This window comes from Alteromonas sp. ABD4_190 (assembly GCF_056160105.1).
Genome location: NZ_JBSWWN010000001.1, coordinates 2,797,680 through 2,818,117, shown reverse-complemented (window position 1 = coordinate 2,818,117; position 20,438 = coordinate 2,797,680). Strand labels below are relative to the sequence as shown.

18 protein-coding genes and 1 pseudogene are annotated in these 20,438 nt (G+C 44.8%); 4 read left to right on the top strand and 15 right to left on the bottom strand.

What is annotated here, in order from left to right; translation table 11 throughout:
• Positions 1-42: 42 nt before the first annotated feature.
• From ACXAFM_RS12385 to rutA, 8 genes are all read right to left on the bottom strand, one after another.
• A complete protein-coding gene (locus ACXAFM_RS12385; RefSeq protein WP_474834711.1) occupies positions 43-2,361 on the bottom strand; it encodes a TonB-dependent receptor in 2,319 nt (772 codons plus the stop codon).
• Positions 2,362-2,632: 271 nt separating this feature from the next.
• Positions 2,633-4,123, bottom strand: coding sequence for a CoA-acylating methylmalonate-semialdehyde dehydrogenase (locus tag ACXAFM_RS12380; RefSeq protein WP_474834709.1), 1,491 nt, complete (start codon positions 4,121-4,123; stop codon positions 2,633-2,635).
• A 19-nt stretch (positions 4,124-4,142) separates the two neighbouring features.
• Positions 4,143-4,673 carry a flavin reductase gene (locus ACXAFM_RS12375; protein WP_474834707.1) on the bottom strand — a complete coding sequence of 177 codons (531 nt, stop codon included), beginning with the start codon at positions 4,671-4,673 and terminating at the stop codon, positions 4,143-4,145.
• A 22-nt stretch (positions 4,674-4,695) separates the two neighbouring features.
• Entirely contained in the window at positions 4,696-5,316 is a 621-nt protein-coding gene (locus tag ACXAFM_RS12370; protein WP_474834705.1) for a malonic semialdehyde reductase, read from the bottom strand.
• A gap of 109 nt (positions 5,317-5,425) precedes the next feature.
• On the bottom strand, positions 5,426-6,262 hold the full coding sequence (gene rutD, locus ACXAFM_RS12365; RefSeq protein ID WP_474834703.1) for a pyrimidine utilization protein D: 837 nt from the start codon (positions 6,260-6,262) through the stop codon (positions 5,426-5,428).
• A gap of 58 nt (positions 6,263-6,320) precedes the next feature.
• Complete coding sequence (gene rutC / locus ACXAFM_RS12360; protein WP_159120466.1) at positions 6,321-6,704, bottom strand: pyrimidine utilization protein C; 384 nt, start codon at positions 6,702-6,704, stop codon at positions 6,321-6,323.
• A 215-nt stretch (positions 6,705-6,919) separates the two neighbouring features.
• Entirely contained in the window at positions 6,920-7,651 is a 732-nt protein-coding gene (rutB, locus tag ACXAFM_RS12355; RefSeq protein WP_474834701.1) for a pyrimidine utilization protein B, read from the bottom strand.
• Positions 7,651-8,739 (bottom strand): pyrimidine utilization protein A, encoded by a 1,089-nt coding sequence (gene rutA / locus ACXAFM_RS12350; protein WP_014950780.1) that lies wholly within the window; start codon positions 8,737-8,739, stop codon positions 7,651-7,653. The genes rutB and rutA overlap by 1 nt, the downstream gene beginning before the upstream one ends.
• 309 nt (positions 8,740-9,048) lie before the next feature.
• Between rutA and rutR the strand changes: the two genes are divergently transcribed.
• Both rutR and ACXAFM_RS12340 read left to right on the top strand, forming a co-directional pair.
• Entirely contained in the window at positions 9,049-9,720 is a 672-nt protein-coding gene (rutR, locus tag ACXAFM_RS12345) for an HTH-type transcriptional regulator RutR (RefSeq protein ID WP_474834699.1), read from the top strand.
• A gap of 86 nt (positions 9,721-9,806) precedes the next feature.
• Positions 9,807-10,025 carry a VF530 family protein gene (locus tag ACXAFM_RS12340; RefSeq protein ID WP_474834697.1) on the top strand — a complete coding sequence of 73 codons (219 nt, stop codon included), beginning with the start codon at positions 9,807-9,809 and terminating at the stop codon, positions 10,023-10,025.
• On the opposite strand, the gene ACXAFM_RS12335 is transcribed toward ACXAFM_RS12340, so the two are convergent.
• Entirely contained in the window at positions 10,018-13,182 is a 3,165-nt protein-coding gene (locus ACXAFM_RS12335; RefSeq protein ID WP_474834696.1) for a glycoside hydrolase family 2 TIM barrel-domain containing protein, read from the bottom strand. The genes ACXAFM_RS12340 and ACXAFM_RS12335 overlap by 8 nt on opposite strands.
• A gap of 227 nt (positions 13,183-13,409) precedes the next feature.
• Between ACXAFM_RS12335 and ACXAFM_RS12330 the strand changes: the two are divergent.
• Positions 13,410-13,633 (top strand): annotated as a pseudogene (locus ACXAFM_RS12330) (VF530 family protein).
• A 139-nt stretch (positions 13,634-13,772) separates the two neighbouring features.
• Positions 13,773-15,041: an ABC transporter substrate-binding protein gene (locus tag ACXAFM_RS12325; protein ID WP_474834695.1), complete on the top strand. Its 1,269-nt coding sequence runs from the start codon at positions 13,773-13,775 to the stop codon at positions 15,039-15,041.
• A 44-nt stretch (positions 15,042-15,085) separates the two neighbouring features.
• Here ACXAFM_RS12325 and ACXAFM_RS12320 read toward each other — a convergent pair whose 3' ends face one another.
• The 6 genes from ACXAFM_RS12320 to nqrF form a co-directional block, all read right to left on the bottom strand.
• Positions 15,086-15,976 (bottom strand): MBL fold metallo-hydrolase, encoded by an 891-nt coding sequence (locus tag ACXAFM_RS12320; protein WP_474834694.1) that lies wholly within the window; start codon positions 15,974-15,976, stop codon positions 15,086-15,088.
• Between the two features lie 63 nt (positions 15,977-16,039).
• Complete coding sequence (locus tag ACXAFM_RS12315; protein WP_474834693.1) at positions 16,040-16,288, bottom strand: DUF1653 domain-containing protein; 249 nt, start codon at positions 16,286-16,288, stop codon at positions 16,040-16,042.
• A 216-nt stretch (positions 16,289-16,504) separates the two neighbouring features.
• Entirely contained in the window at positions 16,505-17,578 is a 1,074-nt protein-coding gene (gene dinB / locus ACXAFM_RS12310) for a DNA polymerase IV (protein WP_474834692.1), read from the bottom strand.
• Positions 17,579-17,786: 208 nt separating this feature from the next.
• A complete protein-coding gene (nqrM, locus tag ACXAFM_RS12305; RefSeq protein ID WP_014950791.1) occupies positions 17,787-18,020 on the bottom strand; it encodes a (Na+)-NQR maturation NqrM in 234 nt (77 codons plus the stop codon).
• 9 nt (positions 18,021-18,029) lie between these two features.
• Complete coding sequence (locus ACXAFM_RS12300) at positions 18,030-19,055, bottom strand: FAD:protein FMN transferase (RefSeq protein WP_474834691.1); 1,026 nt, start codon at positions 19,053-19,055, stop codon at positions 18,030-18,032.
• Between the two features lie 135 nt (positions 19,056-19,190).
• On the bottom strand, positions 19,191-20,423 hold the full coding sequence (nqrF, locus tag ACXAFM_RS12295; RefSeq protein WP_071815998.1) for an NADH:ubiquinone reductase (Na(+)-transporting) subunit F: 1,233 nt from the start codon (positions 20,421-20,423) through the stop codon (positions 19,191-19,193).
• Positions 20,424-20,438: the final 15 nt, after the last annotated feature.

The following is a 20,438-nucleotide window of genomic DNA, read 5'->3' as shown; positions in this document are numbered from 1 at the left end:
TTAACGTCTAAGCCAAGTGACTAAAACGTCTTGCTTACCAAACTAGAAACTTCGTCTTATAGTCACGCCATATGTCCTAGGCTTGGCATAAGATATTTGCGACGTCCCATAAAACCCTGATACATCGAAGCCAATGAGTTCGTGGTCAGAATCAAATAGATTATCTACGTAAGCAGCTAGGCTCCATTTGTCTTGCCCATCAACCCAGGTCAATCGTGCATCGGCCGTAGCATAGCTATCAATTTCATGAGCGGTAAAATTACGCGCATTGTGAAAAGTTTCAGATTGATAGTTTGCTGATAGCTGTGCCGCCATGTTGCCGTCAAAGGCATCCCAGTTGTACCTGAGCATAGCAGACGCCTGGTATTCAGGAGTAAATGGCGGAGTAGTGTCGGCAAAGTAACCTGAAGCCACTTCCAAGTCTTCAACCACGGCATCGGTATAAGAGAAGTTAAGCATTACATCTAAGCTGTCTGTTGGCGTTAAAAATACTTCAAGCTCCACACCGCTAAACGAGGCTTCTTCATTCGTCACTACACCGGCATTATTTACCCATGAAAAAGACTGGTAATCGTTGTAGTCATAGTAAAAGACGTTGGCATTAAACACACCGCTCCCCTGCATGAAGCTGTGCTTTAAGCCTGCTTCGTAGGAAGTTAGCTCTTCAGGCTCATAAAAGCTGAACCCTCCGAATAAGGGCGCATTAAAACTCCCCGCTTTTACGCCACGATTAATTCCCGCGTAGTACAAACTATTGCCAATGCTATATTCCAACTGTAGCTTTGCCGACCATAAGTTTTGATCGTTACTTTGCGAAAGTATTTCCAAAGAAGACGTACTGGTGTCAATCTCAATAACTCGGTCATCGGTATTTTCATTCTGATACACGTTACCGATGAAATCTTTGCTCTCTCGGGTGTAGCGAAGCCCGCCTACTAATACCAAATCATCCGTTAAGCTGTAGTCAAGTTGCCCGAATGCAGAGTATGACTCGGTTTCAAGCGCCACTAAGGTATTGTTTTCTTCACCGCCTAAGAAAAAGGTGGTGGGTGAGCCCGCCAAGCCTTGACTGTAATCTGTGTCGATAGAAAGGTAATAAAGCCCTCCAACCCACTTTAAGTCTGCAGTTTCACCTGAAAAACGAAACTCTTGGCTAAACTGTTCGATGGTGCTATTTGACTGGAAGATAAGTTCAGGAGACGCCGTTTGGTCAGAGTCAAGACCAACCGTACGCTTGAATTCTTTATAGTCTGACATCGCAAAGAAGTCGAACTCTTCGAAGGCATAGTCTAGTGTCGCCGCTAAGCCTTTTGACTTAATTTTGTTTTGATCGTCAAAGGCAAAGTCTTTATTTACCTTATTGCCCGAACCGTCAGGGTCAAAGTTACCGTTAAAGTCACCACCTTGCACAGGGCGAAACGGGTCACCATTAAAGTTACCGTCCACGCACACGCCTGCCTGAATAGTGTCACATCCTAGAGGATCGTCGGCTGCGAAAATTACATCTATCACATTGCCCGCGGCATCTTTTACTTCTGTGGTATTCACAACCTGATACGGGCCTTCACTTTTGGTGGTATCAGACCAGTTACCGCTTAGAAGTAAGGTGCCCTCCTCGCCAATATCAAACATCAGCTGAGCACGAAACGCTTTCGTATCGTCGTTATAGCCGTCTTCTCCACCGCCTACAGATCCTAATCGGGTGTCGGGAGCAGCACCGTCTTCGTAAATATTCTCGAGTATCTCACCTTGCTGATTGGTAAACCCAGAAAATCGGCCATAAATGCCGTCTGCTATTTCCCCGGATATTGCCCCTTCAAAACGATATTGTTCGAAACGGGCTGCGGTAAACTCTGCATAGCCCTCGGTGTCGGCAGTAGGTTTTGCGGTAATGGTATTTACCAGCCCGCCCGTGGCGTTTCTTCCAAATAATGTTCCCTGTGGGCCTTTTAGAATTTCGATGCGAGCCACATCAAATAAGCCAAAGGTTTGCGCTTGGGTACTTGCTAAATATCCGCCGTCCACATAGACCGCCACGGGCGCTTCAGCCAAATCAGCGTAGTCATTTTGTACCACACCTCGAATATTGAAAATAGCGCGCTGGCCACCAATATCACCGGCTAGCGACACCCCTGGGGTAAAGGCGATAAGCTCGGTACTACTTTCAAGACCAAGGGCTTCTAGTTGTTCACCAGAAAACGCGGTAATGGCAATCCCCACATCGCTTATATTCTCGTTGCGCTTTTGCGCGGTAACTTCAATACTTTCCCAAACATTCTCTGCAGCAAAGGCCGCTGGCGCACTTAACGCCATCCCAACGGTTAACGCCAGCAGACGCTTGTGTGTGTTTAACGTATGCATGTTTTACTCTCGTTTATAGTTCTTTTTAACAAGCCTTGCGGCGGTGTTGTCCCGATATTTTTATAAGAGTAACTGTCGACGTGAACTGCTTATCGATTGCCACTGGGGTGCAAACCTAAGGCAGGACTGGAGACGAACTGTCAAAGGTTTGCGAGTTTAAATTGTTATAATTAATGGCGTAGCTTTTTATACCTACCGCCAGTGAACATTGGCCGCTTTATCTAAAGGCATTAATACACTGGCAGCGTGTAAGTGTTTATTAACTTGTTAGTTAACTAGGAAATGAAAAGCTGACTCCTTCTCTAACTCCACTTGAGGGCCAACGTTGGGTAATAGTTTTGCGCTTGGTATAAAAACGCACGCCGTCTGGCCCATATGCGTGAAGGTCGCCAAAGAGTGAGCGCTTCCAACCACCAAAACTGTGATAAGAAACAGGTACAGGCAGCGGTACGTTTATGCCTACCATGCCCACCTGAATATTGTCGGAGAAATAACGCGCAGCTTCACCGTCGCGGGTGAAAATGCAAGTGCCGTTGCCGTACTCATGCTCGTCAATAAGCTGCATGGCTTGCTCCATACTGTCAACGCGCATTACCTGTAACACAGGGCCAAAAATTTCGGCCTTATAACTTGTCATTTCAGGCGTGACTTTATCGATTAGTGTGGCACCTAAGAAAAAGCCCGTTTCATATCCCTCGACTGTGGGGCTTCGCCCGTCAACGACTACGTTGGCGCCTTGTTCAGCAGCACTTGTTATGAACCCTTCTACTTTCTCTTTATGCTGCTGTGTAATAAGCGGGCCAAAGTCATTAGATGCATCGTCAAATGCCCCTACTTTCAAGTCTTTCATAGCCGACTGCATTTTATCTACAATCTCATCGGCTATCTTGTCGCCCACGGCAACCACCACAGAGAGCGCCATACAGCGCTCGCCCGATGAACCAAAGGCTGCGCCTAACAGTTGATTTACCGCGTTATCAACGTCGGCGTCAGGCATAACAATGGCGTGATTTTTAGCCCCACCTAGTGCTTGGCAGCGCTTGCCACTAGCATTGGCTTTTGAATAGATGTATTCGGCGATAGGCGTAGAACCTACAAAACTTACTGCTTTAATGCGCTCGTCATCGAGTATCTGATCAACCGCTTCTTTATCGCCATTTATCACATTGAAAACACCGTCGGGTAACCCAGCTTCTTTCAGTAACTTTGCTAAGAAAATAGCGCAGCTTGGATCTCGCTCTGATGGTTTTAAAACAAAGGTGTTACCGCATACAATGGCGAGCGGAAACATCCAAAGCGGCACCATAGCCGGAAAGTTAAATGGGGTAATCCCTGCCACCACACCAAGGGGCTGAAACTCGCTCCATGAATCTATGCTTGGACCCACATTTTTACTGTGTTCACCTTTAAGCAACTGCGGCGCGCCACAGGCAAATTCTACGTTCTCGATACCTCGCTGTAGTTCGCCCGCCGCGTCGTGGCTTATCTTTCCGTGCTCGGCGCCAATTAGCGCGATAATTTCATCCGCGTGCTCTTCAAGTAAGCTTTTGAACTTAAACATAACGCGAGCCCGCTTGCTTACCGGCGTGTTTCGCCATTGCGGAAAAGCTTGCTGCGCGTTAACAATGGCTTCGTTTACGGTAGCCTTCGATGCCAGTAAAACCAGCTTCTCTGCTTCGCCCGTTGCCGGGTTATAAACATCTTGCATACGCCCTTTTGGGGTACAGGTTTCACCGTTTATAAAGTGGCCTACTACTTTCATTGGGTATCTAATCCTTCAGTTATGCGTCTTTGCACGCGCTGTGATATCCGCGCTGGTAATATAAAAGTGCGTCGGCGTCTTGGTCTTGTTTGATGTCTACTACCTGGCAAAAAAGCACATCGTGTGTAGCAACACTTTTTACATCTGTGATAATGCAATCAAAGCTTACTGCAGCATCGGCAAGCCTTGGGCAGCCGGTAGTCGATTCCACCCAATCACCAATTTCGAAGCGTTCATTCATAGGCGCTTTACCACCAAAGGCGTTTGAAATTGACTGATGCTGTGAAGTTAGCGTGTTAATAACCAGATGCGTGCTGTTTTTAAATACTTTGTGTACAGAAGCACTGCGGTTTAAACACACCAGTAAAGTTGCTGGGCTGTCGCTTACGCTGCACACCGCAGTTGCTGTAAAGCCAGCGCGCCCTTCTGGGCCAGTTGTTGTAACGACGTTTACCGCTGCCGCTAAGCTAGACATGCCTTCACGGTATTGCTCAGGCGTAACAGGGGGAAGCACTTCTGTTACTGCGTTTTTTATTGCTGTAATAGTCATACAAATATCCTTTGTGTTGGCGTTACAATATTTGACAAGCTTGCTCGAAACTTAAGCGAGGCAAACGTTTGTGCACTTTCTTTCCATCGCCATAGCCAATGTTAAGTAAGAAGTTCACCTTCCACGTGCTATCGGAAAAGAATGTTTCGTTGAGTAATTTGGGGGTAAAGCCAGACATGGCACCGGCATCAAGACCGAGTGCGCGCGCAGCGCTAATGAGATAAGCCCCCTGCATTGAACTGTTTCGCATCGCGGTTTCATAGGCGGCTTCAGGGCTTGAAGTAAACCAGCTTTTCGCATCCGCATAAGGAAATAGCGTAGGTAATTCTTCATAGAATTCTTCATCGTAAGCCACGATAACCGTACAAGGTGCGGTCATGGTTTGCTCTACATTACCGCTTGAAAGACAAGGCTTAAGTTTTTCTCGCCCTTCATCTGAGGTTATAAAAACAAATCTCGCCGGGCTGCAATTTGCTGATGTCGAACCTACCTTCACCAAGTCATAAAGCTGCTTTAGCACCCCTTCATCTATCTTTTTATCGAGCCATGTAGTGTGCGTGTGTGCACCGCTAAATAACTGGGCTAGACCACTTTCGCTTATAGGGCCTTTTGTTTCATATTCAGTTTTTTCTGATACCGTCATTTCTATATCTTTCCAGTTTTCAAATTGCTAGACAGCGTCTTAGCCGACTAGGTATTGTCTTGAGCGCTTTGTTCAAAGGTGCTTATCTAAGGAGCGGACTTGTGAACAATTAAGCTATGCGCGCTAAGTATTCCAATACCAATTTATTAAATGCCTCAGGCACCGTAATGCTTGATGCATGACCGCCATATTCCATTACCGATAGCTCTGCGTTAGGCATGGCATCAGCTAATATTTTTGAGCGCTGCCACGGCACCAAGGTGTCGTCTTTGTTTGCCAGCGCTAATGTTGGTGTGGTGATAGTCGCTAGTTTGTTATCGATATCGAACGCACTTAGCGCGCCGATACGAGCTAGCAAGTTATCTACATCGGGAAAATGATTAAGTAAACGTGCCTCTTCATCGTCTAAATGCTGTGCATTAGCGGCTATCCAATCAGGTGGAAATAGCAACAGTGCTTGCAGCTGTAGGTACATGTCTTTTCTATCCGCAGCGAGTAAGGCTTTGCGTATATCAAAGCAGCGCAGAGTGTGCGGATTGGGGCTACTCCATGCATTTACTAGCACTAGGCTTTGCAGTAGGTTGGGCTGAGTTAACCCTAGTTCTAAGCCCACCAGCCCACCAAGTGCATGCCCAACAAAATGACATTGCTGCACTTCCAGTTTTTTCAGTAGTGCAGCGAGTTCATTTGCCATATCAGAAATACGGTAGTTCGCTGGCAAGTCACCCACACTTTTGTTGGTTCCTAGCTGGTCGTAAGTGACAACTCGGTAGTTTTGAGTAAAGTCAGCCAGTTGGGGCTGCCAAAACTTAGCTGCCCCGCCTAGCCCTGAACTGAAAACAACCGTTGGCGCGTCGGGCGATGTCAATCCGTGAAGTTCGTAGTACATGTCGTAATGCATTCCCTTGTGCGTATCAACTTCGCTTGCCTGCACATCAGAAGGCATAAAGCTCACCTACATAAAACCAATGGGCACAGTTAATAGGAAGTCCAAACATAACCGCTTACCCAATGTGCGCTGTGGAGGCAATTTCAATTAAGGCTTCAGGCTTAACCAGCCCAACCTTAATGCAATAACGTGCGGGCTTTTCACCTGGGAAGTATTCGGCGTAAACTTTGTTTACCGCGGCGTAATCGTCCCAATCGGTAATGAAAATTGAGTTAAAGGTGACGTCATCCATAGTGCCACCCGCCTCTTCAATAACGCTTTTTATGGTTTCCAAAACATGACGAGTCTGTGCTTCAGCATCACCTACATGCACTACGTCATTGTTTTCATCAAACGGCAAAGTGCCTGACACATATAAAATATTGTCCGCCATAGAGCCTGGAACAAAAGGGGCGATTGGCGTTGACGTACCTGCTGGAATAATGGCTTTCTTTGGCATAATTAAATTCCTATTCTTCTTTGCGCTTTTTACACAGTGTTCTTTGTAGTGCTTTAGCTAATTCGTTTTATTAAGGCGTTACTGCTTGCCCTTTTTTTACGGTTATTGGTTTTTCGCTTTTTAAGCTTTCTTTCCCACTTTTGAATAGCGGCTTTGGGTTGAAGCTAAATGTTTTTTGCTCCAAGTGCAGCGCGCTAACGTCTGGGCTTTGGAAACTAAGAAGACTTAAACACCTCACAAAATTGCGCGGTGGTAGACACCCAACCGAAAAACGTTTGTATATTGAAAAGTGACGCTTCGTGAATATCGGGCGGACCAGCTTGATATGCAGCATCAGCCAATACCACGCCAAAATATTCCAAGTGAAAGCCATCGCGCAGCGTAGACTCCACACACACGTTAGTGGCAATACCGGTGAACACTAAGTTGCGAATACCGCGGGCGCGCAGCATGCTGTCTAAATTGGTGTTGTAAAAACCGCTATAACGGGTTTTAGGGATAACGATATCGCCTGTTTGAGGCTTTAGTGCGTCGACAAGTGCGTAGTCCCAGGTTCCTTTGGCTAGCAAACTGCCCTTTAACTCTGGCTGTTTGCGCATAGTTTTAAGGGCATTAGATTTATACCAATTTGGCGAACCTGGGCCGCCAGCCTCTTTATAATCCGCATCCCAACCATTTTGTAAGAACACCACCGGCATGCCTGCAGCACGAGCGGTATCAAGCACCTTGACGGTATTTTCAATAACAGGCGCAGTAGTAGAGACGTCAAAACCCGCTTTGTCTAAGTAACCCTTTTTACTGGCATAAGCGTTCTGCAAATCCACAACTATCACGGCGGTTTCAGCAGGGTTTAAGGTTAAGGGCTCAGGTTTAGCAGGCAGTACGGGCTGCCCTGTTTGGCGTGCTTGAAAGCACCCTGACACTTCAAATACGTCACCGGCAGACATTAGGCAGCTCCCGATGTGCTAAGCAAGTGCTGACGGGATTTCATTAACGGCTGAATTTTAGTGCCAAAATCATCCATACCTTTAAGGAAGTCATCAAAGGTTAGCAATACTCCTTCACAGCCTGGAACCGTCGCTATTTCATCGAGCATAGAAGCCACCGATTCATAAGAGCCAACCAGCGTGCCCATGTTCAGATTTACCGCTGAGGTTGGGTTGGTCATGTCGCGAATATTAGTGTCTTTACCCGATTTCTTATCAGCGGCCCCTTGCGTTGCCATCCAATCTAACGCTGACTGATCTTTACCGTCTTTATAGCTTTCCCATTTAGCCATGGCAGCTTCGTCGGTTTCATCGGCAATAACCATGATAAGTACCGCAGAGCCCACGCTGCGACCGTGCTTTTCAGCCGCTTCGGTTAAGCGGGCAGCGGTAGGAGCAAATGCGGTAGGTGTATTCACACCTTTGCCAAAACAGAAGTTATAGTCGGCATGACGGGCCGAGAAATCCATGCCAGCTGCGCTTTGGCCCGCACAGATAAGCGGTATTTTACGCTGTGGTTTGGGCAGCATGCGACAATCATCCATTTGGAAATGCTCGCCTTTAAAATCGCTTTTTCCGGTTTCCCATAACTCTTTTACTACCTGAATGTATTCATCTAAGTATTCGTAGCGGTTACCGAAGAATTCATCGCCCGGCCACATACCCATTTGTGAGTATTCAGGGCGTTGCCAGCCAGTCACTAGGTTTACGCCAAAACGACCGTTGGAAATAGAATCGATAGTACTTGCCATGCGCGCCATGATCGCAGGCGGCAAGACTAACGTGGCAGCCGTAGCATACAGCTGTATTTTTGAGGTAACGGCGGCAAGACCAGCCATTAACGTAAACGACTCTAGGTTGTAGTCCCAAAATTCAGTTTCACCGCCAAAACCGCGCAACTTAATCATAGAGAGCGCGAAGTCCATATCGTACTTTTCTGCCTTCATTACAATCTCTTTGTTGAGATCGAATGATGGTTTGAACTGAGGCGAGTTTTTCGAAATTAGCCAGCCGTTGTTACCAATCGGAATAAATACACCTATATCCATGTTGTACCCTCTGCTTGTTTGCGTTTTAAGCGGTTAACCCCGCTTTTTTTAAGGTTGCCGAATTCAAAACATTGAAGTGGCGGTATACATAGTGAACAGCATAAAGCAGGCCAATTTATTTAATATATAATTTTCAATAACTTAAATATCACAAGCTCTCAAATTAGACCTCGCGGTTCAATTTGGAACACCCAGTCCAGTGCAACTGAACTTAATTGGTGCATATTTGTGCAAATGGGTTTATAGGTTAGAAAACTGCGCGTAAACTATGCGCCAGATTGCAGAAATCCGGTTAAGAAGAATTGAGTAGTGAGTAAATCTGAAGACCAATTAAGTACAAAAACAGCAAGAGCTTTTAGCCCTACAACCCAGAAACGAAGAGAAAAGGCGCTTCAAGAAAAGCGTACCCGCATTATGGATGCTGCCCTTTCTCTGTTTTCAAAAAACGGTGTAAGCGGCACAACCGTAGAACAAGTATCGGAATTAGCGAATGTATCAAAGAGTAATTTACTGTATTACTTTAAAAGCAAAGATGGCCTTTACTTATCGGTAATCACTCACCTATTAGATGTATGGCTAACGCCGCTACAAAGCTTTTCAGCAGAACAAGAGCCCATAGCCACCTTAAATGAATACATTAAAGTAAAACTTGAAATGTCACGGGACAACCCAGCCGAATCTAAGCTTTTTTGTATGGAAGTAGTGCAAGGTGCGCCACTTTTAATAAAGGAATTGGAAACGCCGCTTAAAACATTGCTGGACACAAAAAGTGCCGTCATTAATGAGTGGATTAAGGTCGGAAAGCTTAAATCTGTCGACCCCATACATTTAATTTTTAGCATTTGGGCTATTACGCAGCACTACGCAGATTTCAGCGTGCAGATTAAAGCGGTCACCGGCAAAGATTTGAGCGATCCCGACTTCTTCGATAGCACACTAAGTAACATTCAGCGCATTATTTTAGACGGGCTAAAGCCTTAAAGAGGATTGGGGGTCAGAGTTGTGACTCTGACCCCATTGTTCGTGATAAACTAGCAGTTCGAATTAAAACAGAGCAGCGCTATACTATGAACCAACAACCCAATAACCCGCTTCACGGCTTAACGCTAGAGAAAATCGTGACACAGCTTCATGAGCGGTACGGCTGGGACGGATTGTATTACCGCATAAAGGTGAACTGCTTTAATAATGATCCATCCATTAAATCCTCACTCAAGTTCCTCAGAAAAACGCCATGGGCTCGAGACAAAGTCGAAAAACTGTATATTCAGACCTTTATCAATTAAGCGCTATCTCGAACTGATAGTGATAGTCTCTCCATGGCAGCGTGTATTTGAACAGTGGCGGAGTCATCCATGAGTCTGTACCCGCAACACCACGCTGCTTAAAGTCGATATTAATAAAAGCATTTTGCTTAACCGGGATTTCATGAGGATGAAGTCCGGTTTTTTCCGTTGTGTCGTAATCCAGCCAATCTGTGTATTGCGCATTAAAGCCTATCAATGGCTTGCCTTTGAATGTAATAGACGGTGTCTCTGCATTACTTCTCTCAAAGAAACTTACTTCGTAAACATCCGCTCTGTGTCCGTTTTCTTGAGGCCTCACATAGTCATGACTTAAATCAGCAATAGACATTGAGTATTGGCCAAAAAAGGCAGAGCTTTTGCGATCCCAGTAATTTTCGTGTGGACCACGGCCAAACCATGACGCACTTTCATAACTATCGGTTAGCTGAAGGCGATAACCAATTCTAGGGAGCGCAGAGTAATATTGGTTTGGCGCGGCAAGAAACCAAACATCAATCAAAATATTACCCTTATCCGTCAAGGTGTATGTTGTGTGATATTCACTTTGTACGGTAGGAAAACGGTGTTTTGTTACAACACTTATTGCTCCGTTTTCTTCTTTTTCAGTTATAGAAATTAATTCAGCATGTTTAGCAACATCTATCCAGATCTTGCTTTTTTGCGGAAAGCCCTCTCCGAAGTCATTGTCGGTTGGCGCTCGCCAGAACCAGGGGATCATTGGCGTCTTTAATACTTCTTTTTCTTTCTTTTGTACTGAAGTAAGCCACCCCGTATTTTTGCTCACCGTGTACTCGCTATCTTCAAAGCGAAGTATCAGTGCATCACCTCTCTCGTCAATACTGCCTTGTGACTTAACAATCTCTTTTTCGTTATTTTTAAATGGTTGCAAGAGCTGTATTTTTGCAATCACATCCCCTTTTTTATGGCTAAGTGAATCTGATTTCTTAACAAAGTACAGGTTAGTATGATAAAGATTCTCGTTTTTCATCTTTGAGATATTAGGGATGGTTATTGTCGCGCTTTCGCCTGGTGGTATTGAGAGCGATTCAACTATTCCACTTTGAAGCACCTGTCCCTGCTCAAGCCTTTCCCATCTTAGAGCGACATCGTCGAGACCGGTAAAGTAACGACCATTTCTGATAAGAACTCTGTCAGCACGGGGAGAATCCCACTCTGCAAATATATTTTGATAAACGTGTTGCACCTCATAGGCATGAGGATGCAATTCTCGATTAGCGGTAAGAAGACCATTTGCAGAAAAGTTACCATCGTGATATTGACCTGCTTGCTCAAAGTCACCTCCATAACCTTGATACTCGATCCCCTCATTTGTTGTGGTGGTTATCGTTTGGTCTACCCAGTCCCAAATGAACCCGCCTTGTAACGCTTCATGTTTATAAATGAGATCCCAGTACTCTTTTAAATTCCCAACCGAATTTCCCATAGCGTGCTGATATTCACACAGTATCATAGGCCGGTCACTGCCTAACTCAACAAAGCTTTGCATGAGATCTAGCGAAGCATACATTTGGGCGTAAATATCGGTATGAGGACGAAGCTGCGCTTGCTCAAACATAATAGGCAGCGATGTTCGTTCTTTGAGCCAGTGATATAGATATTCAGTATTGTCGCCATCTCCACTTTCGTTGCCAGGAGACAACATCACGACAGAAGCATGGTTCTTACTCGCCTCATACATATTGCGGATACGATCTACATATGCGTTTCGCCACTGAGGCATGTTGACCATGTGATTTTCAGCATTATAGCTGTGGCCTTGATTCGCGGCCCCTACACCGTGTGACTCAATGTTCGCTTCGTCAACAAGATACATTCCATACTCATCAGCTAACGCATACCATAGGGGATGGTTCGGATAATGTGAGTTGCGCACCGCATTTATATTGAGCGACTTCATTAGTGTAAGGTCTTTTCGCATCGACGCTTCTGAAATAACGTGGCCAGTAAGCGGATCATGTTCATGACGATTTACACCTTTAAACAACACAGGTTTGCCATTAATCAGGACGTTACCTTCCTTCAACTCACTCGTCCTAAAGCCTGCTCGAAGCCAGACGACCTGTGTTACCTCTTCCTCTCTGTTTAGCAGCCTTAACCTGACCGAGTAAAGTGTGGGAGATTCATGGCTCCATAACTGTACCCCTTTTACAACCGTCGACTGAACGATGGCTACGGACGTATTTTCTTGGATGCGAGTTGACTGGCTATCACTTAAAACCACATCTCCGTTTTCATCATAAACGGTGAAATCAACCACGCTATTACTGGCTTGATTTCCTACAATCGAAACCTCTGCTCCAAATAACCCATTTTGATAATCTGTAGTGGTCGTGGTGTTTAACTTGATATCTTGGATGCGTGTGCGAGGGGTCGCATAGAGATAAACATCTCGTTCAATACCATTTAGCCGCCACATATCCTGTAACTCTAAATAACTTCCATCCGACCATCTATACACTTCAATAGCCATAGAGTTCTGCTTGCCGGGCACTATAAACTCTGAAATATCAAACTCAGCTGCAGTTTTACTGTCTTGAGAGTATCCAACGTAGTGCCCATTCACCCACAGTTTAAACGCTGACTTTACAGCGCCTAAATAGGCAATAACTGTTTTTCCATTCCATTCTTTAGACACATAAAAAACACGTTTATATCGCCCTGTTGTATTGGTATCACGAGGGATCTTATTAACCGTCAGCGGATTTTCATCAGGTGCAAAATCAGCGCGCATATTAACGTAATTGGGCTCGCCGTAACCGTTTAAAGACCAATTTCCAGGTACCTGTATCGTACCCCAGTCTTCTGTTGAGGCGTCGTTTTCGTAAAAACGCGTGGAACCGGTAAACGGCGACGAAGACAATTGAAATTGCCAGTCTCCATTTAAGTTCAAGTAATTTTGGCTATCCCATGGGGTATAGACGAATTTATTCGGATCTTGAAAAAAAGAAAAAAAGTGTGACCGTGCTGGAAGACGATTCTCATGGACAATTGTTGGGTCTTCCCAAGGCGCTTGAATTTCGTCGCAGTGAAGGTGATGAGAGAATACGCCTAGAAACGCAACAAAAAGCAGGATTACTTTCCAAGGTAACGTACTAATTTTTTTATTTTTCAACACACGTCCTCTCCTTCACAATTTGTGCAACCCATTATAGGTAAACGTTTACCCTTGTAAAGTTAAGTGTGAAATAAATGTAAAAAAAGCGGCCTGCGCCACTTTTTTCATGCTTTTTGACATTGCTAAGCGTCGTCAGGTTATGGGGTCAGAGTAATGACTCTGCCCCCATAACCTATTACGTTCGTGATAAACTTACGGTTTGAATAGAAACAGAGCAGCGACACGCTATGAACCAACAACCTAATAATCCGCTTCACGGTTTAACGCTAGAGAAAATCGTCACGCAACTTCACGAACGATATGGCTGCGACGGGTTGTATTACCGTATCAAAGTGAACTGCTTTAATAAGACCCTTCTATTAAGTCATCCCTTAAATTTTTAAGAAAAACACAGTGGGCAAGAGATAAAGTAGAGCAGCTTTACATACAAACGTTTAAACAGCCTGAATAGCCCTAACAGTCCAAGTGTCGTACCTAACTATGGCAACAGCATTGCGACTTTTTAACTAGCAACTCCCCTCCCATGTACTACACTTTTCTTATAATGAAGGAGTAAGTTTAGAACTTTCTGGTCTACAAGGGATGTTGATATGTGGGGTAAGAGTAAGCTGACGTGGCTTAAGTTTTTCTTTCTACCGCTCTTTTTTTATTTCTACTTTACCTTCCCTGTTTCTGCTGTGGATTGTGAAGAAGCGAAGGGCACACTGAATGTGTCACTGCTTATTTTCAGTGTTGAACAACGAAATGCCTTCGAAGAAATTGCAGCGAACTTTTCAGCACAGTGCCCCGGTATAAATATTGTTTACTCATCGTCAGATGATACTGGCTACAAGCAAATGACCGAACTGTGGTTAAGTGACAATCTTAATCTAGATCTCATGGTATGGTTATGGCCTGTCGAGCTAAAAAAGGCCATTGAGAGAGGGTTGATAGAGCCTTTAACATCTCTTTGGGCAGAACCAGAACTTCAAAAATATCCAAACAACATGAAAGAATTGATGACTCATGAAGGGGAGCAGTACGGCGTTCCTTTGTCAGTGGGTTTTTGGGGATTTTTTGCCAACCGAAACGTCCTACAAGAATTTAAAATCAATCGTCTTGAAAATATTAGCGATCTGCTTAGTGCATGCCGAACACTGTCTCGAAATCAAATTGTTCCGATCGGTTTAGGATTACAAGAAAAGTGGCCTGTTCTGGCACTGTTTGACTATTTAAATCTCAAAGTAAACGGGCTTTCCTTTCACAATCAGTTAATGGAAGGAAATGTAAAATTCACTGATAAGAAGGTGTTAGCAGTACTTCAATTGTGGAAAAAAATGATTAATAACCAATGTTTTCTCAAAAATGCTGATGAGTACACACAAAAGCAAGTTCTCCCGTTACTGTATCGCGATAGAGTGGGAATGGTGCTTTCAGGGAATTATACGATAAGCCAGATCCCTGATGCGGTCTCTGAAAAGCTAGAATTTATTCCTTTTCCTTTTGTGGATGAGAAGATCGGCCAGTTTGAAATTGCCCCAATGGATTTTATTATCCTTCGCTCTAGTAGCAAAAACAAAACTCTCGCTAACGTTTTTTTACGGTACCTAGTTAAGCATGATGTACAAGCCCTACTAAATAAAAGGCTTAATTTCCTACCCGCACATCCAGATGCCCAAATAAGTGATGTTAGCTTGGTTCAGCGCGGTAGCTCAAATTTAGAAAAGGCTGACGGTGTAGTGCAATTTTTCGACCGCTCTACCAGTAGGGACTTTCATCAACCGCTCAGTGACATTCTCGTAGACTTCATGGGCTCAGGAGAGGTAGACAAAACAGCATTAGAGATGGAAACAGTTAGACTGCGGCTCTTCGATCCATAGCATATTTCGAGCCGCATAGCTTTTTAGCTAAAAAAATTCCGCGCTTAGGCATCGTTGTAGAGCGTCGTTAACCACTTCTCTTCATTGATAAAATTCCAGCTCCAGTCGGCCCACTTTTCATCTAAGCCCATCGCTTTCACCTCATCAAGGGTTTTGCCGTCTTGCTTGAGTTTCTTAACGTAGTCAAAGGTTTCGCTGATCATAGCTAAAAATGCGGTGTATTCTTGCTTGTTGCTGATTTCGCCGTGGCCCGGAATAATAACTGTCTCGTCATCTATTTTCGCTAGCAACTGCTCTACCGAATCCATGTAGCCTTCCACATTGCCACCTGCACCTTGGTCAATATAGGGAAAGCGACCATTGAAGAACAAATCACCCGTGTGCATGACGTTGGGTTGCTCAAACCACACTACGCTATCGCCATCGGTGTGGCCGACGGCTAAATGCATTACGTGAAGGGTTTCACCATTAAAGTAAATTTTAATCCCGTCTTCATAAGTGATAGTTGGCAGGGCTTCGGGTTTTACTTTTTCATCGTTAGCTAGCCGAACACGTACATTTTCATGGGCCAGAATGGTAGCGCCTTTGTGGCTGTGGAAAAATGCATTAGAGCCAGTGTGGTCACCGTGATAATGGGTGTTTATTACATACTTGGGTTTATCGCTGCCTAATTCGCCAAGCTGCGCCGCTATTTTTTCAGCAAGTGGCGCAAATTGATCGTCAATGATCAAAACGCCGTCTTCCCCAGCTGATACGCCGATATTTCCGCCAGCTCCTGTAAGCATGTGCACAGAGCCCTTAATTGCCGTCGCTTTCACTTCGACATCGGCAAATCTATCTTGTGCATTTGCAGGGTTAATTGTTGAATAGAATAGAGGGCTAGCAGCAATGAGTGCAGCCATTATAGGTGCACTAAAACGAGGGGCAGTTTTCATTATTATTTCCTTGTAAGAAGTCTGTTTAGATAAGACCTCTTACACTATGACCTAATTTCACAATTAGATCATTTTTTCATCATCAGGAATATCACCCACATAAGCAAAACGAGGGAGTGTCTCTCCGTCTTTATCCACTGACTCTACAAACATCGCAAGGGGACGAACCCACAACGCCCTTTCACCATAACACGGCCGATATACCACTAACTTGCTTTCATCTTCCGAATGGGTGGCCACCTCGTATACATCGTATAAATTGCCTTTGTAGTGTTTATAACGACCGGGGGTTTTGAGTTGATTTGAGTTCATAATGTTCTTCATTAAAAGAGTAATAAAATAGCAGCAGTTGGCTGCTTTGTTTGAGTGCCGCATATAAAATGCCTTGGCTGCCAAACCACTAGTCTGTGCTTTCGCAACGCAAGATAGCATCAGCGGTATGCCCCACAACTTCACCGCACTAAGTATAACAAGTGACTATATTGCGGCCGCAGCGCACGAGCATTAAAAAATGCATGATACCTTTAGCTAAATCTGTTCAAAAGGCAAAACCAATTGCTGAGTCGATTGGTCGGCCGCAAGCCCTATGTGCACACCCACAAGACGGATACCTCGCCCTGTTGCCCGTTCAAAAGCTTCCTGCATCAATGTGCGAAAATACGCTTCATTGAGAGTTGCGCAGCGATGTTCAACCGTGGTTAGCTGGAAATCATTAAACTTAAGCTTTACTCCCTGGGTGCGAATACGTACAGGCTTGCCCGTTCGCTTCTTATGATTTTCAATTCGTTCCTGAAGCTTCTCAAACAGGTGCGGCAAAAAGTCGAGGCACTGATCGAACGTGTGTATATCTTCGTTTAACGTGCGTTCTACGCCGATAGACTTGCGTTCACGAGATACGGATAGCTCACGCCCATCAATCCCATGAGCACGCTCCCACAATACACTGCCGAATTTTCCAAGCTCTTTTTGAATGCGCTCAAAAGGATACTCACGAACATCGTTGCACGTATTTAAGCCCATGCGCTGCAGCTTTTGCATAGTCACTTTGCCAACGCCTGGGATTTTCTTTAGCGGCATGTCGCGCACAAACTCATCGAGTTTGTCGGGAGTGATAACGCAAATGCCGTCCGGCTTGTTTTCATCACTGGCTACTTTTGCCACAAACTTACAGGGCGCCACTCCTGCTGAAGCGGTAAGACCTAGTTCGTTTTGTATACGAGCACGTATTTCTTCAGCTATTAATGTAGCACTGCCACCACAAAACTCACTGTTGGTAACATCTAGGTAGGCTTCGTCTAATGATAGAGGCTCAATAAGGTCGGTATAGTCAGCAAAAATCTTACGTATTTTTTGCGACTCGGCAGCGTAAACATCCATGCGCCCTTTTACTAGAGTGAGGTTTGGGCATAGTTTCAGGGCATACGCTGTAGCCATAGCTGAACGTACACCAAATTTGCGGGCGGGATAATTACAGGTAGAGATAACACCGCGACGGTCGGCACTGCCGCCAATAGCGATGGGTATATTGCGCAAAGCTGGGTTGTCGCGCATTTCAACTGCGGCGTAAAAACAATCCATGTCGACGTGGATAATTTTTCGCATTACCTGCCTTTGCTATATAGCTATCAACGTAAAACTGTACAAAAAGACAGTATATTATTAATAGTGCTGAATTACACTATCTAATCATGGCTTCTAAATCGAAGTAATGGCTCGCACTTATATTTGAAGGCTGTGATAAAAAACAAAAAAGCGCTGTCGATTTAATCTAACAGCGCTTTTAAATATTAAGCCAACGAGAGACTAAGCATTACAAAATTTGATTTTGCTTCCACTCGTTTAGCTTTTTCTGGCGGGCTTCTTCTTTTTCCATGCGCGACTTTTTACGGTCACACGGTTCTGGACAGTCACAGGCTTTTTCAATACCTAGTGCACCTAAGCCACCACAGCTTCCAGAGATTGATTTTTTCTGAAATAGGTAACCCACGGCCATAGCCAGTACCATTGTTAGAAAGAAACCAAAAGCAAGAATGAATGTAGACATTGCTACCCCCTAATTATGAACTGTGACCAGTTTATCAAATTCTGGTGACGCATACTCTTCAAATCCGTCATCTGTGCGACGAATGAGGAATACAGCAAGATGTTCTTGCTCAGCAACCGCTTTTGCTTGCTCCCATCCCATCACATTAAACGCCGTAGCCAAACCGTCTGACGTCATAGATGAAGGGTGAACTACGGTTACCGACACCAAATTATGCGAAATAGGTTTACCCGTTGTCGGGTCGATAAGGTGCGAATAACGAACACCGTCTTCTTCATAATAGTTGCGATAATCACCGGATGTTGCCACTGCGTTAGTACCAATAGACACCACTTTTTGAACTGCGCGTTCAGTAGTAACTGGCTTTTCAATGGCTATCAGCCATTCGCTGCCGTCGCCACGTTCTCCTTTAACGCGCATTTCACCGCCTATTTCCACAAGGTAGTTTTCAATACCGTGCTTTTCAAGGATCTCTGCCACTTCATCAACGCCAAAACCTTTGGCAATAGTGGATAAATCGACGTAAAGCATGGGATGGCTTTTCTTTAAGCCCGTCGGCGTAGTTGATAGCTTTTTATAACCCACATATTCGCGAATGTCGTCGATGTCGGCTTGGCTTGGCACTTTTTCAGGGCGCTTAGTAGGGCCAAAACCCCATAGGTTAACCAGCGGACCAACGGTCACATCAAGTACGCCGCCACTAAGATTTGCCAAGCGTAAAGCCTCGTTTACCACCGTTAGGGTATCGGGCGACACGGCAAAATTATCGGTGTAGCGATATTGATTAAACCTTGATAGTTCTGACGTTGGGTCGTAAGTAGACATCATCTTGTTAACCTCAACAAGACGGGCATCTATTTCAGCTTGTAAACCTTCTACTGGTGTCTCCGCTACAAGGTACTTAACATTGTAGGTTGTGCCCATTGTCTGCCCTTGCAGGTGTACCACAGGCGTTTTTTCGTCGCTACAGCTTGCGAGAAGTAGAATACCTACCGCAACAAAGGCGAGGAAAATTCGAATAGCAAATCGAATCACGATGTTGTCCTTAGCTAATATGCACATTACTCAATCGCTATTATGTGCATTATGCGTTTTGCTTCAACAAAAAAGGGGCTTACGCCCCTTTTAATATGCTTGAGTTTTTAAGCGAGTAGCTCTTAAATCAAACCCTTAGCCACCGAAGTCATCTAGCATGATGTTTTCGTCCTCAACACCTAAATCTTTAAGCATGTTGATTACGGCCGCGTTCATCATAGGTGGTCCACACATGTAGAACTCACAGTCTTCTGGTGCAGGATGATCTTTCAAGTAATTCTCTAGAAGTACTTGGTGAATGAACCCTGTGTAACCTTCCCAGTTGTCCTCTGGTTGAGGATCAGAAAGTGCTACGTGCCACTCGAAGTTATCGTTTTCTGCTGCTAGCTCGTCGAAGTCTTCTGTATAGAACATTTCACGAAGTGAACGTGCACCGTACCAGAAGCTCATCTTACGCTTAGACTTAAGACGACGAAGCTGATCGAAGATATGTGAACGCATTGGGGCCATACCTGCACCACCACCTACGAATACCATTTCGTTTTCAGTTTCTTTCGCGAAGAATTCACCGAATGGACCAGAGATAGTCGCTTTGTCACCTTCTTTCAGGCTCCAAATGTACGATGACATTTTACCCGCAGGTAGGCTTAGGTTATTAGGTGGCGGCGTAGCGATACGCACGTTCAACATAATAATGCCTTCTTCTTCTGGGTAGTTCGCCATTGAGTAAGCACGAATAGTCTCTTCGTCTACTTTAGACTCGATGTCGAAGAAGCCAAAACGCTCCCAGTCACCGCGGTATTCTTCAGGAATATCGAACTCTTTGTACTTAACGTGGTGAGCTGGCGCTTCAATCTGAATATAACCACCTGCACGGAAAGGTACACTTTCACCGTTAGGTATTTTAAGCTTAAGTTCTTTGATGAAGGTTGCTTTGTTATCGTTAGAGATAACTTCACAATCCCACTTCTTAACACCAAATACCGACTCTTCCAGTTCGATTTCCATGTCTTGTTTAATAGCAACCTGACATGAAAGACGGCAGCCTTCGCGCGCTTCACCTTTAGTAATGTGGTCTAGTTCAGTTGGTAGGATTTCACCACCACCTGAGTGTACATCCACACGACACTGGCCACATGAGCCACCGCCACCACAAGCAGAAGATACGAAGTAACCTGCGTCAGCTAGTGCACCAAGAAGCTTGCCACCCGGTGCAGTTTTGATTGCCTTGTCTGGGTCACCGTTGATAGTGATAGTAACATCACCGCTTGGTACCAATTTAGACTTGGCAAACATGATAATAAATACCAGCGCTAGAACGATGGCAATGAACATGCCTACGCCTAGATATATTTCTACATTATTCATTTATATGCTCCCGAG

What these genes read in the sequence shown, in the direction of transcription:
- ACXAFM_RS12385 (WP_474834711.1), bottom strand. Translation starts at nt 2,361, where the DNA reads ATGCATACGTTAAACACACACAAGCGTCTGCTGGCGTTAACCGTTGGG.
- ACXAFM_RS12380 (WP_474834709.1), bottom strand. Translation starts at nt 4,123, where the DNA reads ATGAAAGTAGTAGGCCACTTTATAAACGGTGAAACCTGTACCCCAAAA.
- ACXAFM_RS12375 (WP_474834707.1), bottom strand. Translation starts at nt 4,673, where the DNA reads ATGACTATTACAGCAATAAAAAACGCAGTAACAGAAGTGCTTCCCCCT.
- ACXAFM_RS12370 (WP_474834705.1), bottom strand. Translation starts at nt 5,316, where the DNA reads ATGACGGTATCAGAAAAAACTGAATATGAAACAAAAGGCCCTATAAGC.
- rutD (WP_474834703.1), bottom strand. Translation starts at nt 6,262, where the DNA reads ATGCCTTCTGATGTGCAGGCAAGCGAAGTTGATACGCACAAGGGAATG.
- rutC (WP_159120466.1), bottom strand. Translation starts at nt 6,704, where the DNA reads ATGCCAAAGAAAGCCATTATTCCAGCAGGTACGTCAACGCCAATCGCC.
- rutB (WP_474834701.1), bottom strand. Translation starts at nt 7,651, where the DNA reads ATGTCTGCCGGTGACGTATTTGAAGTGTCAGGGTGCTTTCAAGCACGC.
- rutA (WP_014950780.1), bottom strand. Translation starts at nt 8,739, where the DNA reads ATGGATATAGGTGTATTTATTCCGATTGGTAACAACGGCTGGCTAATT.
- ACXAFM_RS12340 (WP_474834697.1), top strand. Translation starts at nt 9,807, where the DNA reads ATGAACCAACAACCCAATAACCCGCTTCACGGCTTAACGCTAGAGAAA.
- ACXAFM_RS12325 (WP_474834695.1), top strand. Translation starts at nt 13,773, where the DNA reads ATGTGGGGTAAGAGTAAGCTGACGTGGCTTAAGTTTTTCTTTCTACCG.
- ACXAFM_RS12320 (WP_474834694.1), bottom strand. Translation starts at nt 15,976, where the DNA reads ATGAAAACTGCCCCTCGTTTTAGTGCACCTATAATGGCTGCACTCATT.
- ACXAFM_RS12315 (WP_474834693.1), bottom strand. Translation starts at nt 16,288, where the DNA reads ATGAACTCAAATCAACTCAAAACCCCCGGTCGTTATAAACACTACAAA.
- dinB (WP_474834692.1), bottom strand. Translation starts at nt 17,578, where the DNA reads ATGCGAAAAATTATCCACGTCGACATGGATTGTTTTTACGCCGCAGTT.
- nqrM (WP_014950791.1), bottom strand. Translation starts at nt 18,020, where the DNA reads ATGTCTACATTCATTCTTGCTTTTGGTTTCTTTCTAACAATGGTACTG.
- nqrF (WP_071815998.1), bottom strand. Translation starts at nt 20,423, where the DNA reads ATGAATAATGTAGAAATATATCTAGGCGTAGGCATGTTCATTGCCATC.